13 protein-coding genes are annotated in these 15,723 nt (G+C 68.0%); 12 read left to right on the forward strand and 1 reads right to left on the reverse strand.

Translation table 11 applies throughout. The features are described 5' to 3' along the window. From ACFU99_RS11075 to ACFU99_RS11120, 10 genes are all read left to right on the forward strand, one after another. Positions 1 to 1,979: AAA family ATPase (locus ACFU99_RS11075; RefSeq protein ID WP_384389045.1), on the forward strand; the 1,979-nt coding region annotated here is incomplete at its 5' end. 619 nt (positions 1,980 to 2,598) lie between these two features. Then, the gene (locus ACFU99_RS11080) at positions 2,599 to 3,276 is read left to right on the forward strand and encodes a hypothetical protein (RefSeq protein WP_384389079.1); all 678 of its coding nucleotides are present in this window, start codon (positions 2,599 to 2,601) and stop codon (positions 3,274 to 3,276) included. After that, positions 3,185 to 3,493 carry a zinc-dependent metalloprotease gene (locus tag ACFU99_RS11085; RefSeq protein WP_384389076.1) on the forward strand — a complete coding sequence of 103 codons (309 nt, stop codon included), beginning with the start codon at positions 3,185 to 3,187 and terminating at the stop codon, positions 3,491 to 3,493. The genes ACFU99_RS11080 and ACFU99_RS11085 overlap by 92 nt, the downstream gene beginning before the upstream one ends. 86 nt (positions 3,494 to 3,579) lie before the next feature. Beyond that, positions 3,580 to 4,407, forward strand: coding sequence for a hypothetical protein (locus ACFU99_RS11090; RefSeq protein WP_384389048.1), 828 nt, complete (start codon positions 3,580 to 3,582; stop codon positions 4,405 to 4,407). A gap of 122 nt (positions 4,408 to 4,529) precedes the next feature. Next, positions 4,530 to 5,507, forward strand: a complete 978-nt coding sequence (locus ACFU99_RS11095; RefSeq protein ID WP_384389051.1) for a hypothetical protein — start codon at positions 4,530 to 4,532, stop codon at positions 5,505 to 5,507. 482 nt (positions 5,508 to 5,989) lie between these two features. Further along, on the forward strand, positions 5,990 to 6,535 hold the full coding sequence (locus tag ACFU99_RS11100) for a hypothetical protein (protein WP_384389053.1): 546 nt from the start codon (positions 5,990 to 5,992) through the stop codon (positions 6,533 to 6,535). 1 nt (position 6,536) lies between these two features. Continuing rightward, positions 6,537 to 7,718: a GntR family transcriptional regulator gene (locus ACFU99_RS11105; RefSeq protein ID WP_384389057.1), complete on the forward strand. Its 1,182-nt coding sequence runs from the start codon at positions 6,537 to 6,539 to the stop codon at positions 7,716 to 7,718. Positions 7,719 to 8,209: 491 nt separating this feature from the next. After that, a complete protein-coding gene (locus ACFU99_RS11110) occupies positions 8,210 to 9,346 on the forward strand; it encodes an endonuclease/exonuclease/phosphatase family protein (protein ID WP_384389059.1) in 1,137 nt (378 codons plus the stop codon). Positions 9,347 to 9,748: 402 nt separating this feature from the next. Next, the gene (locus ACFU99_RS11115; RefSeq protein WP_384389062.1) at positions 9,749 to 11,227 is read left to right on the forward strand and encodes a hypothetical protein; all 1,479 of its coding nucleotides are present in this window, start codon (positions 9,749 to 9,751) and stop codon (positions 11,225 to 11,227) included. 135 nt (positions 11,228 to 11,362) lie between these two features. Beyond that, on the forward strand, positions 11,363 to 12,274 hold the full coding sequence (locus ACFU99_RS11120; RefSeq protein ID WP_384389065.1) for a M48 family metalloprotease: 912 nt from the start codon (positions 11,363 to 11,365) through the stop codon (positions 12,272 to 12,274). 144 nt (positions 12,275 to 12,418) lie between these two features. Here the strand turns inward: ACFU99_RS11120 and ACFU99_RS11125 are convergent, their stop codons facing one another. Next, complete coding sequence (locus tag ACFU99_RS11125; RefSeq protein ID WP_384389067.1) at positions 12,419 to 12,874, reverse strand: hypothetical protein; 456 nt, start codon at positions 12,872 to 12,874, stop codon at positions 12,419 to 12,421. Positions 12,875 to 13,507: 633 nt separating this feature from the next. Between ACFU99_RS11125 and ACFU99_RS11130 the strand changes: the two genes are divergently transcribed. Beyond that, complete coding sequence (locus ACFU99_RS11130) at positions 13,508 to 13,861, forward strand: hypothetical protein (RefSeq protein ID WP_384389070.1); 354 nt, start codon at positions 13,508 to 13,510, stop codon at positions 13,859 to 13,861. 1,442 nt (positions 13,862 to 15,303) lie between these two features. After that, a complete protein-coding gene (locus ACFU99_RS11135) occupies positions 15,304 to 15,498 on the forward strand; it encodes a hypothetical protein (RefSeq protein WP_384389073.1) in 195 nt (64 codons plus the stop codon). The last annotated feature ends 225 nt before the right edge of the window (positions 15,499 to 15,723 follow it).

Raw genomic sequence — 15,723 nt, forward strand, 5'->3', positions numbered from 1 at the left:
ACCTCATCGTGGTCACCGGACCCGGCGGGATCGGCAAGACCGCGCTGGCCAACCGGTTCCTGCACGGCCTGCGCGAGCGGTACCCGGACGGGCAGCTCTACGCCGACCTGCGCGGGCACCCGCTGACCGAACCCGTCCGGCCCGTCGCTCTGCTGGCCCGGTTCCTGCGCGCCTACGGCCACAGCACGCTCCCCGACGCCGAGGAGGAGCTGGCCGCGCTCTGGCGCACGGTCAGCTCGGGCCGCAGCACCGCCCTGCTGCTCGACAACGCCGCCTCCGGCGACCAGGTCCTCCCCCTGATCCCCGGAACCGGAACGCACCTCGTCACCGTCACCAGCCGTCGGCCCCTGACCTCCCTGACCGGCACCGGAGCCTTCCACCCCCTCGGTCCGCTGCCGCCCGACGCCGCCGCCGAACTGATGGCCCACTGGATCACACCGGACCGGCTGGCCGCCGAACCCGCCGCCACCGCCGACCTCGTCACCTCCAGCAGGGGACTGCCGCTGCTGCTGCGCGTGACCGCCGCGCAGCTGGCCGCCCGCCCCGCACAGACCCTGACCGCCGCGGCCGCAGAGATCCGCCCACTCCCCCGCCCCCGGCCCGAAAACCCACCCACTGACCAAGGAGCGGCCGTGACAGCCCACCTCGACACCGCCTACCACACCCTGCGCCCCGTGACCCAGACCGTGTACCGCCTGCTCGGGGCCTCCCCCCTGATCCGCATCGACACCGAGGCCACCGCGGCGCTCTGCCAACTGCCCGCCCACGAGGCCCTCCAGGAACTCACCGCCCTCACCGAGGCCAACCTCCTCGAATCCAGGAACACCGCCGGCCGCCGCGTTTTCGCCTTCCACGACGACATCCGGGCCCACGCCCGGCAGCAGGCACACGACACACTCAGCGCCGCGCAGCGGAGGCAGGCCCTGCGCCGCCTGCTGGACTGGTACGTCTACGTGGCGACCGCGGCCGAAAAGCTGGTCACCCCCTCCCACCACGGCCGGCTCCCGCGCACCTACATCAGCCTGCCGGACCTGCCCGTGCCCTTCGAAACGAAGGGCGACGCCCTGTGCTGGTACACCACCCAGCAGGACAACCTGCTGGCCCTGGTGCCCTGCGCCGACCGCGAAGGCCTGGACACCTCCTGCTGGCAGGCGGTGTCGGCGATGTGGGGCCTGTTCCTGCACCACAAACTCCACCAGGAGTCGATCCAAGCGCACACCCTCGCCATCCGCGCCGCACAGCGCAGCGCGCAGGTCCCGGCCGGGCAGCGCGAAGAGGGGATCACCCCGGAAAAGTGCCGGCAGGCCGAACGCGAAATGCGGACCTCCGGCGCCGTCGCCCTGCGCGGCACCGGTCACTACGCCATCGCCTGGGAGTGGTACGACCTGGCGCTAGTAAGCGCCCTGCAGGACAACGACCCCCACCACGAAGCCCAAGCCCTCAACGGCATGGGCGAATGCCACCTCGATCAGGGCCAGCCCGGCCTCGCCAAGGGGTACTTCGCCGAAGCCCGGAGCCTGCGCGAAGACAACGAGGACCCCCGCGGCGCCGCGCTGTCCCAGCTGGAGCAGGGCAAGGCCGAACTCGCCGACCACAACCCCCACAGCGCCGTCGACCTGTTGTCCGCCGCCCACCACAAGCTTGCCTCCCGCGACGCGTACAACGCGAACCGGGCCCTGGCCTACCTCGGCTACGCCCGCGGGCTGGCGGGCGACTACGACACCGGGTGCACGGACCTGCGTGAGGCCCTTGGCGTGTTCACCCGGCTGGAAACCCACTCCGTGCACTGGATCGCACGCTCGCACGAACTCCTGGGCGAACTCGCCGAGCATCACGGCCACCTCAAAGCCGCCTGGGCGGCCTACACGCCCGCTCAAGCCTTCTACGCCCAGGTCAGCCCGCAGGACGCCGAGCGTGTGCAAGACCGACTGGACCGCCTGAGCCTCCTCAGCCCGCCGCCGGGAAGCACGGCGCCGTGATCCTGCTCCTACGGCAAGGCTGCACCCATGCAGGCCCGGCACCCTCCGTGCAACGCGGGCATCGTCCCAACCTCTCCATGTCCGTTCCCGTCCGTCCCTGGGGATCCGATGCATGCTCTCGCCGCCGCCCTCCTGCCCTCCCTGGCCATCTGGTTGTTCACCGCGGGCCCGACCGGCTCCACCGCCAGCCCCCCGGAACCGGTCACAGCCATCCGGTGCGCCCCAATACCCAGCACTCCCACGGCAACCATCCCGGCCGTCTGCCGGTGGGGCCGCCCGCAGGACACATGCCGGACCGACTGTTCCTTGCTGCTGTGCCGAGCAGCAGTGGTGCCGAAGGACGACGTCCGCATCCCCTATCCCGCTACCGGGCGTTGCACACCATCGTTGCTGGCCGTGTGAGCCCGTCCACCGCCGCGGCCCGGCGTACGTCTCGTCCGGTTGCCACCGGACGGTGCACTGGCCCGCAGTCACTCGGTGCTCCGAGCGGTCTGCCGGTCTGCAGCCCCTCCCGCCGAGTTGGCTGTTCGCCGCAGCCGGCGGCGTCCCACACGTCCCAGCGGTGTGAGTCCCGTCCGCCTGTTTCATGCCCACCCACATCTTGGTTCGGAGGCCGTTGGTGAACACCATCGAGATCCGGCAGGAGACCGGAGCCGAGCACGACCGGCTCGGCGACCGGCTGCGCGCGGTCGCGGCGGACGTTGCCCCGCTCGTCGAGGAGGTCACCGGTCTGTCGCTGCCGACCGGGGCCTTGCTCCGGATGCTGCCTCCGGACGTCTGGATGTCAGAGCTGGCCCGGCTCCGCCAGTCTTCCCTGATCCGTTCTGTCGTGCGGGAGGGGAGCTCGGACATGGACGAGTTCCAGCGAGTGCGCTCCGCGTTCGTCGCCCATCAGGAAGAGCATCCCCACGAGTGGGTCCTTCGCGGCTCCCATACCGTCTACCCCTCCACTTCAGCCGCCTGCCCGGAGATCCATCTCGCTCCCGATGCCGTGCAGCACGCCCAGTTCGACGAGGAGCAGCTCTACCGTCTGATGGCGCTGAGCATCACGGAGCTCGCGCAGATCCACACTGCCGGTATCTACCTACTCGACCGGCTCCATGTCCCCCCCCAGTTATGCCGAGGGCACAGCCCTCGGCAGGTTCATGGCCGGCCACGCCGTATGGGCCAGCGGCCGTATCACCAGCCGGTTGCTGGGGCGCACGGTGGGGTGGAGCACTGCCGCCGGCAGCGACTTCTACCGCCGGCAGATCCAGCAGTCTCCGACGCCGCTGCCCGAAAAGCAGGCGCAGTGTGATGCTGATGCGGCCTTCGTCGGACACATCATCGAGGACATCGGCCTGGCTGCGTTCAACACCGTCTGGGAAAGCCCGAGCCTGATTCCTACGGCGGAAGACTTCCACACTCCCGACGCCCACGCGCGCTATCTGCGAAGAACTCCGCACATCAAACTGACGGCCACCCGTGCCCGGCCGGTGGCCTGCCCGTACGCCGGCCCGGAGCCCGCGCGGTGAACACCGGCCCAGCCGGACGCAGCAGCGCGCCGGCCAGACCCGGCAGCACCCGCCCCACACAGCTCACCACTGGAGAAGAACCGACCGTGCAGCTCGATATCCGGCAAGAGGCCGGCCCTGACCACGACGTGCTCGGCGAGCGCCTGCGAGGAATAGCGGAACTGACCGCCCCGCTCGTCGAAGCGGTCACCGAACTCCCGCTCCCCGAGCGCACCACTGTCCGGCTGGTCAGCACCGCAACGTGGCGGAGGAACTACCACCAGTACCAACTCGGGCTCTACAACCGCGAACGCGGTTCCCTCAGCGGGAGACTCCGTGAACAGTTCCTGCCGTACCTTCGCGAGACCATGGCCGGGCGCCTCAACGGAACGCCGTCCGACACATGGACGCGGACGTGGGCGATGTGCATCGAAGATGCGATGGGAGAACCGGAGACTCTCGTCCTCGCCGAGAACATTCAGCACAAGACGGCAACGGATGATGAACTGCACCAGCTGCTGGCGCACGAGCTCACGCACCTGGCTCAGTATCACGCTTCTCCGGAAATGTTCGACTTCGCCAGGACTCCGCTGACCCGCAGCTGGGGCGAGGACCTCTGGGCAGTGGAATCCCTGCTCGAAGGCCACGCACAGTGGGCAGCATCGCGGATCACACACCAGACGCAGGGCCCGCACCTGACACGTACGGACGAAGGAATCGACTCCTGCCGCCAGGCGACCGAAAGCACCGAGACGGACAAAAGGGCTCGGCTGGAAAGCTACACAGCTGCCACCGCATTCATCGAGGGCGCTATCGATAAAATTGGCCTCGGCAATTTCAATTCCGTGCGGGAAGAACTCTCCCTGTGCCCCATTGAGCGCGAGTTGGATTCCCTTTCCGATTACCTGCTGCGCATCGACGGACTCCTTCGCTGACCCACCGCCCAAGACACAGCAGGAATCTCACCCCAGAGCCCGGAGGGAAAACCGCACCCGACGGCTCGCAGCATACACCCAGGCGTCACCTATTCATCAGCACAAGGAACCCGGGAGACAGTATGAAGATTGAATTACTGCAGGAGGCTGGAGAGCAGTACGATGAGCTCGGATGGCGCATAAAGGAAACGGCGGAGAAGGTGATTCCCGTCGTCAAATCGACCACGGGCCTGCCCTTGCCCCATCGCCCCGTGATGCGACTCGTCACCAAGGAGGCATGGAGCGCCGAATACACAGCATTCCAAATCGGGGTGTGGAATCGAGGCCGAGGCAAAGCCAACGAGTCCCTCGACCATGCGAATTTCGTCAAGGTGCGTCAGGCTCTCACCGACCGGCTGGGCAAGATCCTGGAGGAGTGGCACCTCAGGTTCGCTCAGTGCATCGAGACCCCGATGCTGCAGCCGGAGCTCCTCATCCTCCCCGAATCCCTGCACCGGGCCGGGGCGGACCAGGACAGCGGACGCCTGTCCCAGATGCTCGCCCACGAAATCACTCATCTGGCCCAGTACTGGGCCAGCGAGGGCAGATCGTTCGATTTCTTTCACTCTCACTTCAGGGAAGTACTTAATATCGATGGAATGATCGACTTCAGCCTTCTGCTGGAGGGGCATGCATCATGGGCGCAATATCAGGTCACGCGTGAGTTGCTCGGCAGCGAAGCGGACCGGGTGACGGGGGAGATGCCCGCCTATATCTGCCAGTCGGCTTCCTCCTCGGAGTATGAACGAACACGCGCACGCAGCGCATACACCGCAAGAAGAGATTTCGTTGAATACGTCATAACGGAAGTGGGCACTCACGGTTTCAACGCCCTATGGAAGCATTCCGCCCTGTACCCCCTCGACAGAGAATTGCGACTGCCGAACCTCTACCTGCTCCGCGTCGAGGAAATCTTTGATCTCCGCTCCGGGCGATTCATCCCGACGGAGGCCGAGACGGAGGAACGCATCAACAGAAGGACAAGAATCAACGATGTTGACCTTTCTCGGCTGTCGGGCGCCAAACGCTATATGGACAAGCCAGGTTCCACCAACATCTAGACAGATCTGAAGCATCGGCTTCGCCGGCCTCCATTTCCTGGCGAACACCGCTGAATGAGGACCGTAACCCGCAAGCCAGTCGCACATCCTGGTGCCCTCGGCCCGAAGCGCCTCCGCCAGATCCGACCGTGTCTCCTTGAGCCTGCGGCCGTTCGCCTTCCGCCGGCACCGCTCCGCAGCCCAGGCTCTGCGATCGGACGTTCACCTGTGACCGTTTCCCGGAGCGGCGCCGGGTGAACTGTCGTCGGCTGCCTCCGCGCCAGAGGTGGCACACCAGCACTGCCCGCCCCGGCCAGGGGCGGGCTCGCGCCCCAGGCCCCTCCGCCTGTTGCCGACGGCAGGGCTCGCGCCGCAGCCGGATGTCACGGCCCTCCCCCCGCCTCAAGACCGGTTCGCCCGTCAGACATCCACGCCGCAGGTCCCATCAGCGTCGTGCTGGTCACCTGCCCTGGCACTCGCTCGCATATCAGAAGGTCAATGAAATGACTCCCAATTCCCCGCCCGTCTCCGGTGGACCGCGCTCTCCCGAGGACGACGCCCGCGCCCGCACCGATCTGGTCGCCGGGATGTATGCCGAGGACTACCCATCGGAGGTCGCCGCATCCAGTTCCTGCGACTGGCCTCTGCTGGGACTGATGACTACGCGGCTGCGGATGCATCCGGACCAGCTGCTCGTGGACGCCGGATGCGGCACCGGCCTGTGGCTGGCCCGCACCCTGATGGCCCATCTGGAGGGCGTCGACCTCGAGTCGACCGCCACCGCCAAGGTCACCGCCCGCCGCGCCCGCTGCCTCGCCCCCGACTCAGGCTGGGCGGTCGGTGGTGCCGTCTCACTCGACGTCCTGTTCACCGCCGCTGAGGCCGAAGACCGCTGCCCCGGCCACTTCGGCCTCGGCACCACTCCCGCTCCCCAGCAGATCACCGATGCGCACCAGGCTCTGAAAACCCTCCCGCACCAGCGCTTCGCGGCCGGTACCCGGGCCGCCACGGACATTCTCAACGCCACCGACCCGCTCGTGAGGGGTTGACATGGCGGCACCGACAGCCGGTCCGGCTCTCGCCAAGGCGGAGATCGTCACAAAATTGCGGCAGGGCATCGCGGACGGGACCTACCCCGCAAGTACCCGGCTGCCCAGCATCAAATCCCTGGCCGCCGAGTTCGGCGTGAGTTACCACACGACCCACGCTGCTGTGCACGACCTCGCTGAGGAAGGACTCGTGGACCCCCTCCGCGGCAGCCAGGGCACCATCGTCGTGGCGCCCGATGAATCCCCGGCATTCCAGCGACGAGCAGCCACCGCAGCCGCGCAGCTGCGGCAGGACATCGCGGACGGCACCTACCCCGCAGGAACCTGGCTGCCCTCCCGTGCCGAGCTAGCCGCCAAACTCGGTGTCGGTGTGACGGTTTATGGTGCTGCCACGCGCATCCTCGCCAAGGAAGGCCTCGTCCACTCCCGCCACGGCCAGGGCACCTTCGTCCTGCCACCGGACGAAACCCGCTCCGGCCCCGTGACGCAACGGGATCTCGTCGCCGCGCGGCTGCGACAGGACATCGCGGACGGCACCTACCCCGCAGGCAGCCTCCTGCCCTCCCGCCTCGACCTTGCCGCCAAATGCAATACCAGCTACCAGACTTGCCGTCAGGCCGTACGCGCCCTCGCGGAGGAAGGTCTCGTATCCCCCCATTCCGGCCCGGCCGTCGTCGTCCTGGCCCCCGGCGAAACCCCGCGCCCCGTTCTCTCGGCGTCCCAGCAACGGGAGCTCGTCGCCGCGCGGCTGCGACAGGACATCGCGGACGGCACCTACCCCGCAGGCAGCCTCCTGCCCTCCCGCCTCGACCTTGCCGCCAAGTTGAAGGTCACCCCCCTCGCCTGCCGTGAGGCCGTACACGTCCTCACGGCCGAAGGCAGCGTCGCGGTCTACAACGGAAGGGGCACCGTCGTCCTGGCGCCCGGCGAGGCCCCCGGCCCCACCGCCATGCCACCGAACCTGCAGGAGCGCATCTTCCGAAAACTGCGCGATGCCATCCAGAGCGGCACTTACCCCCCGGGCTCCGTCTTCCCCACCATCATGCAGCTGGCCCAACAGTTCGGCGTCTCAAGCCGCATTGCCCACGGGGCGCAGCGTCGGCTGCGGGAAGCGGGCTTGATCGCAGGACCCAAGGGTCACCAGGCCCTCGTCTGCTCCCCGAAGGACGCTGCCCAATGCTGAAGACAGACCACGAGACGCTGAGTTGGCTGAGCCTCGTAGGGCCGGGCCCCGCAGGACGGCCCAGAGAACGTTGAGCTTGTGTCGGGCCAGGCCGTCGAGGACGGTAACGCCGTCCCGGCACCACGCTCCCTCCATGACGAGTTCGCACGCCCCCATGACGCATCCAGGGGCACCGCGGAACCAGCCCAGCGCCTACGGGTAGAGCACAGAACCGTCCCCCTGATCAGACCGGCTGCCGCATCCGCAAAGTGTGTGGCATCCCGTCAGGAACAGGTCCCGGCCTGCTCTGGTCCAGGCCGGGCACAGAACGCATCAGGACGTCACGTCCTCCCCCGACGCCCCTCTTGCCTGATGCTGTGCCAAGAGCACGCAGACGCGCGGGCACAACCCGGCCATCACGTGGCGGACTGCCCGTGCCCGCCCCTTGTCCGCCAGCGCGGCCCCTCATCCGCACAGTGCACCGACCGCCTCTTCCCTCCCCGGAGCCCGCCATGACCGTCACCGCCCACCCCACGGACATCGCCCCGCTCTCTGGCGGATGGCGGCGGATGCCCCCACCGCGGCAGAAGGGCGTCGCGCCGACGGGCCGGCGAGCCGCCCGGGCCCCCACCGCCCTGGGCCGAGTCGTCGCAGCCCCTGCCCCCTTCCCCCGCGCCCGTCCACGCGGCGACGGCGCGAACCTGTTCACCGTCGCTACCTACAACCTCCTCGACGGCGGCATGGCGCGCCCGGACAAGGGACTGCGCGAGCGTCTGCCCGCGCAGCTGACGATGCTGGCCGCCCTGGACCTGGATGTCCTGTGCCTCCAGGAGTGCAAGCACTGGGACCGTGACCGCCATCAGAAGGTGTTTCGGGCCGCCAACGCCCTGGGCATGCAGCCGCTGTTCGCGCCCTCGGCCAGCCACGGCTGCCATCTGGTGACCCGCTACCGGTGGCCGCGGGTGCGGTGCCTGGGCTTCACCCCGGACATTGCCGACGGCGACTTCCACCACACCGCCTCCTTCGCCCGGTTCCAGATCGCCGGCGGCGACCAGCCCATCGACGTTGCCCACACCCATCTGAATCCGTTCGATCCGGCCAAGCGGACGAAGGAGGCCCGTCGGTTCATCGGATACGCCACGTCCGGCTGCCCTGCGGTGCCGGCCGGCGACTTGAACGTCGGGCAGCCGATAGCGACGACGCCCGCTTGCCTGACGGCCTGTATCCACCCCGATGAGCATTCACGGCACCTGATCCGGCTCGCTGACGGCACCTACAGCGACAAGGTCGACACGAGGGCCCTGCATGTCCTGCTGAACGCCGGATTCGTCGACCCGCCCAGCGCACCGCGGACTACTGGACCAGCGGCAAGCCCGGCAGTGGAGGGCTGCCGTGGGATCACCGGTCCGACTTCACGCTGGTTACCCCGTCGCTGGCCGGGGCCCTGCACGACTACAAAGTCATCGACACCCCGGCCTCGGTTCGCCTGTCCGATCACCTCCTCGCCTACATCACGGTCGACCTCGACCGTCTGCCCTCCGCACGGACGACACCGTGACCGGCTCCTCGGCCTTGCCGATGCGATGTCCAGATCGGTCCGAGGTCTGCGACGGACACCGCTAACGCCCAGCCGCTGGCGGCCCACCTGAAGGAAGACCGTAGTCCCTTGGCTGACTCCCCATCAGCAGAAGCTCTTGGAATTCGTCGCCGCAGGCTTCGACAACGAACGCATAGCCCAGGAGCTCGGGGCCACGGTGAGCGCCGCCGCAAAGAGCTTGAGGACAATCCAGGTCAAGTTTGCTGTCAGCGAACGCGACCAGCTGGTAGACGCAGCTGTTTTAAGGGGGCATCTGGTACCGCCTTCGTGTGAAGACATTCCCGCATTCGTGACCGATTCCTACCCGCGGCACCGGTGCTCCGCACCGGCTCCCTGCCCATGGTCTGCCGCAACCACCCTTCCGACGCGACACTGCGCGCCGGCATCAGCCACTACGGAGGAGTCCATGCCGACATCCGATTCCGGGCCCGCGTCCCGGTCAGAACATCCCACCGTGCTGCAGAACCTGCTGAAGGACGCAGGCATCACGCTTTTCTCCGAATTCGCCACGCGCTTCGAACAGACCGCCCACCGCCTGGCCGAAGAAACCGGCGAAGCGCAACTGGCCACCGCCTCGGTATCACGCTCGAGCTACAGGCGCTGGCTCGAAGGGAAACAAGTCCCACAAGGCAAGAAGACCACCCGTGTGCTCTACGCCATGTTCAGCGTGCCGATGAAAGAACTGGTCGGCGCCGCCCCCGCACACGCCCCAACGCGTACCCCGCGCTGTGCCCACCGGGTGCCGCTTCTCAACAGGTGGAACACCTCTGAATTCACCACCGCGGCACCGGCATCCGGTGCCGACAGCACCTGGTGGCTCAGCCCCGCCGAACGGGGAAACCTCTTCCGCGGAGTTTCGCTGACCGCGCAGCTGTACAGGGCACGGCAGGTCAACGACACGCTGCTCCTGGCCCCGGAATACCGCTCCCACCTCCGGGCATTCGTCCAACCGGCCAACCGCACCGTGGTCCTGGCCGCCCCCGAATCCACACCGGGGGAAGACATCTACCTCCTCGACTCCGGCCACGTGCGCCGCCAGCTGGCCGCAGAGCCGCCGCAGCGGCAGGTCACCCTCCCCCGCTCCTACCGTCTCGACGCCCTGACCTACGGCATCACCTGGGCCCTGGCGAACTTGGACGCAGCGCTGCTCACCGACGACGCGGCGCTCGCGGGCGAACAGCAGGAGCTCAACGGCCGGTTCAGCGCACCGCGCTCCGTCGCACGGACAGAGCTGCCGCACCTCTCACGCATCGGCGCGGCCTGGCTAGGATCCCACGTCTGCGCACAGCACCTCACGCGCCAGCTGCAGGGAGGAAGGCAGCCACCCCAGTTCTGGTGCCGAGAGCAGTACGGCGAGGAAGCCGCCGCCGCGCTCTTCTTCCGCGACCGGCACCAGGCACTCGAGGCGACCAGCCGGCTCGGTGCCCCCGGAACGGAGGTCGGCGGCGCCTTCTGCCTGCCCGAAACGATCGTCATGCAGGGGCAGGAGTACGAGCGCATCCTGACCTTCCTCTCCCTCGCTCTCCTCGAACGCCGCGGCATCACGACATGGGTGTGCACCGACCCGGAGTACAGCCAGGTGGACGCCGTCACGCTCCTGCCCGAACACCGGGCGATCGTGGCGAACTGGCTGCGCGCCGGCGGCGACATCTGGCACGTGGACACCGTCGAGGCCCGCCCTCATCTGCGCGACTATGCGCAGACCCTCGACTACGTCCGTCAGCACACGGCCGTTCCCGGCTCAGATCCCGCAGCACGGCTTCGGTCCCTCGCCTATTACCTGGAACTGGACTGGCCGGAGCTGGTTGTCCGCTGCCGGGAACTGGGCCAAGACGGCGTCGCCGGCCTGTTCCAGCCGCACAGCCGTCATCTCACGCTCAAAGAACTGGACGCGGTCCTGTCGTTCGTCGGCGGTCTCGATCCCGCTCTCTAGGCAGGATCCTTCTTGACCGGGGCCGGGAAGCGGAGGGAACGCGCCCTCGGACGGCCCGCCGGCCCCGGTCAAGAAGGCGAAGCCTTCTGGTGCGGGGGCGCGGTCTCGGTCGTTCAGGACCGTTACGGTGAGCGGATGCGGATGGGGGATGCGGTCGCCCGCTACTGGGCCTGGGCCATGGTGGGGGCGGTTGTGACGGCTGAGGTGCTGGTCGGCCCGGACCGGCCTCAGCCCGTGGCAGCGGTCTACCTGGCGCTGGTCGTCGGCGGAGTATGGTGCTGGGAGCGACACGACCGCGCGAGCCGCGCCGTGGACGTCGGACTGATGGCGCAGCATATGACGTGGGACGGCTACGTCCGTCCTCTCGCCGTCTCGCCCGATGAGCCGGATCACATCGTGGCGCTGGCCGCCCGGATGCGGCAGACCGAGGAGTACGTCCAGGCCTTCGCCGCCGGACACGGCCTGGAAAGGGTGTCCATCGCTGTGGCCGGTCACCGGCTGGGGCAGGTTCGAGACGCCAGTTCCCTCCGGCACGGCAACCGCGCCCATCTGTGGCTGGGCCACCGTTGGTTCACCCCGGATGCCACTGCCCACCTGCCGGTCCTGCTGGAACACGAACTGGCCCACGTACGGCGCCGCGACAACCGCAAGCGGCTGATCGGTGAGACGTCCGCGGTGACCGTGACCGTAGGGGCCGCCGGCATGCTCCCGCTGCCGTCCCTCGCGTTCGTGGCCGGGGGGATCGTGGTCCTGCTCTCCATGTCCCTGTGGTGGGACGAGCTCGCCTGCGACACCGCGGCCGTCCGCGCCTGCGGCCGCCCAGCCGCCGCGGCGCTGTGGGCCGTGGAACTGGACGAGGCCCGTACTCAGCCGCTGTTGCGACGCGCTGGGGAAGCTCTCCTGGCGCTGCGTACGCATCCTCCGCTCCGGCTTCGCCGCCGGTGGGCCCGCCTTGTACCGCTCGGCCATGCAGCAACCCGCTCCGGCTTGTGCCATCCGCTCGCCGGCATGGCCGCAAGCACCGCGTCCCCCGCGGTTGGTGAGTGACCCGCTCGCCCGCTGCAGATACGGTGGCCGGCCCCTCTCACCCGGGGCGGGCTGATCGCCGCAGACGCTCCAGCAGCACCCCGAACAGTCGCGCCCGCCCCGCGCCGCCGGGCGCTTGATAAACCCACCACCGACCGATCTCAGTCAGGTACGCGGCTTCAGCTTGATCAGACGCACGGGCTCCCCTTCGAGAAGGAACCTGTCGATCAGGCCATCGGTGATCTCGTCATGCTCGCCCTGTGGGAGATCGAGGGTGATGTGGAAGTCCTTCAGAGCGGCTCGGATTCGGCTCGGCAGTTCTGTGTAGTCGGGCGTCCCGGCGGGATCGGCGGCAACGTACAAGAGAGCCTCCCGCGGCGCGTCGATACCGGTGACACGCACGTCGACCAGTTCGAGCTCCGCTTCTGTCAACGCCTTGCGTGCCGTGTCGTACAGCGCGACGGCGGCCAGGTACTGCGTCACCTGGTCGCGGCTGAAGGCCGGGGAGACGGCCCGGGCGATCGTCTTGGCCGGTGTGCCAGCACGGAACTCTCGCGTGATCGCATCGACCAGCGCACGCTTCTCACCGAGAAAATTGTTGAGTTCGGTCCTGATGTCCATGCAGCACACTCTACAGGTGTGGCCTGAATTCAGGCTAGACGTGATTCAGTCTGCATCGGCACTCGGAGGAAATTGTCCAGTCCATCAACGCATTGACTCACGTACCGCACACATTGTGAGCTGCGACGATGACCGCTCTCGGTGCGCAGAACGAAGCACACACCGAAAGCGAGAGGCTCTCGTCAGTGGCTTCGGGTCCACAATGGCCCGACGAGGCCCCGGTCCTGCTGGGAAATCATCACGCTACGACGTCCGTAGAGGACGGCGTCAGCAGGCAGCCGCCTCTCATCAAAGTGCCGGTACCGGGAACAGGGGTTCTCCACGAAACCGGGAATGCGGCTGTCCTAGCGTCACAAGCGAGGACCGTCCCCCGCCGACACCGCCCTGCGCACACCGGCCGAGGACCAGGTGATGCGCGCCGCAGTGGGCAAGAGGCTCGCCTCACCTACGCGAGGCGACAGACGTGAGACAGCGCTGCCGAGCTACTCACCGCCGACAGGGAGGCCGCGGTGGACGGCCATGACATCCTCGTCGATGTCGCCGCCCGTCGCCTCCGGGCGGCCCAATCCCCTCAGGCAGCCCGGCTGTCTGCCAGCCCTCCCCGCCACCGCCACGACCGAGGAGACATCGTGTTTGTTCACCGGTACCGCTGAGGAACTCCACGACTGCCAGGCTCCGGCTCGTGAACCCGCCTCCCAGACCGCCACCTTGCTGAACCAGATCGACACCCTGGGCCTGGTCGCGGGCCAGCTGCACACCCCGGCGGCATCATCCGCAGCCGGCCCGGCCGGGGCTGGACCGTCGACGACCACTGACCGGACACCTCAAGACGGAGAACGCAGCGAGAACCCGGACGACCGACAGAAAGCTCTCCTCGTGCCGTCTGCCGCCGAAGACATCGCCGCGCTCGGCAGCGGCGGCCAGCAGTCAGCCACCGCTGCCCACCACCGCGCTGCATTCTGCGACCTGATACCCACCGACGGGTGAAAACGTTGGTGTTCGCGGAGCACGTGACAGCTCCCGTAGGCGGGGCCGTCGCCGTGGTGGCTGGGTCGGCGGGGAGTTGGGGCGGCTGCAGCCCCGGCGAGGGCCTAGAGGAGGCGGTCGGCGCTGGTGTGTCGGAAGGTCTCTGAGTTCCTGATGGCCCGTACCGTTCGACGCGGGCGTCGCTCTCCTGCACCGGGCCGGGTGACGCCGAACCTCCGTCAGCTCGTCGAGACGGCTGCCCGCGTCGCTGCGTCTGGACTTCCATGGGAGTCGAGGCGGTCGGCGACGAGAACCGGATGACGGACCGCCTGCCGGGTCAACAGCCGCAGACTGCGCTACGTTCGCCGGTCAGCCAGACCATGACCCGGTCTCCGCACTGCTCGGAGGGGCCGGCGCAGTGTCGGTGTTCGCCTCGCCATCCGCTGCTGCTGGCCTCGCTGGTCCCTCGGATCATTACGCCGGTGCGCTCCGGTGCGCAGAGGTTCTCCGCCGCCAAGCTGCGGTCCGACAGCGCAGCGAGCGCTGAGGGCCGCGCCAATCGAGCAGGAAGACACCCGGCTGGGCCGAGGTACGCCATGGGCTGGGCGGTCAGCTGTCGGCGATGTGACCACGAGAACGTCGAGGACGTGGCAGTTGCGGGGCAGCGCTTCACCACCGACGGCACACCATTTTTACTCGCCCGATCCAATTCGTTATACGACCACCCTCGTGCCGGACTTCGATAGAAGCGTTCCATTTGCGCTGCACGATTCGCTACACAGGCGACCCATCGCTTTCGAGGCAAATCAGCAGATCACACGGACTATGGACCGTTTTGGCTGGTCGTTTGTGAGTCGTTTGAGGGGAAGCCGGTCAGCCGCTTCCGCCACGTATATACCTATCAATCATTTTGTGAACTTCTCCGAACGACCCACCTCGCAACTAGACAGCGCTAGACGGCAGGCAGCAGGGTGGCGTCACCCCGCAGGGCCGCGGGAGGGATGCGGTAGCGCCGGCCACAAGGCGTCGGAGCAGCACTGCGACGGGGAAGCGCAGTTTCCTCGTCGGCCGGACTTGCGATACGCATCCTGTTCATCCCGATCCCGCTCACAAGGCGTACGCCTGTCGCGGTGCGCCTGTGATGTTCAGCCCCAGTTGTTCGAGTGCCGGATGGAGAGTGACGTTGAGTTTGCAGTGCCGTCTGGCCTCCCCTCTCGCCGTTGCGCTCCGCTCGGCTCGCGGCTTCGCCGCGGGGGCGGGTACGAAGGCGTGGTGCAGTGTGAGCCGGCAGGCCTACCGCGTTGTTCACCGCATTGCGTCCCCTGTCCCGGCCGACAGTGCGCAGCACGGTCCCGGGTCCCTCCGCTCCGGCCGTTGGCACCAGAACGAAGCAGGCCGCGCGCCGGACCCACCGGGTCTGCCCCGGCCGACCCGCCCGATTGTGGATGAGAGCAGGGCGTGTCATGACGGTGAATCTGTCGCTGGTCGTGGCCCTCATCCTCATCGTTGGGCTGCTGCTCAGGCATCGCGGGCTCAAGGGGTCTCACGCCGTTGTCGCAATCTGGCTCGGCGTCCTTTTGAAGGACACCTCACTGGCGGGGCCGATCCAGGAGTTCACCGTCGCCTGCCTGCGCATGATCAGTCAGTTCCACCTTTAGACCGCCCGTCCCTCTACGTCCCAGGATCTCTCGGCATGCCGCCTTCTCGCCGCCTCGCGCACACACCCCGCACGTCATCACGGGTCAGGAGCGCTGTGCCCGCCGGCCGCCCGGTTCTCCCTGCTGGCGGCCACGGCCAGGAGCGGCCCCGGCCGCCGGCGGAGGCATAGACGGGGTGGTCCGAGCCGGTCTCCACCCTGCCTCGGCTCGGGCCATCCATAGTTC

The organism is Streptomyces sp. NPDC057654 (assembly GCF_042800135.1).
Classification (GTDB): domain Bacteria; phylum Actinomycetota; class Actinomycetes; order Streptomycetales; family Streptomycetaceae; genus Streptomyces.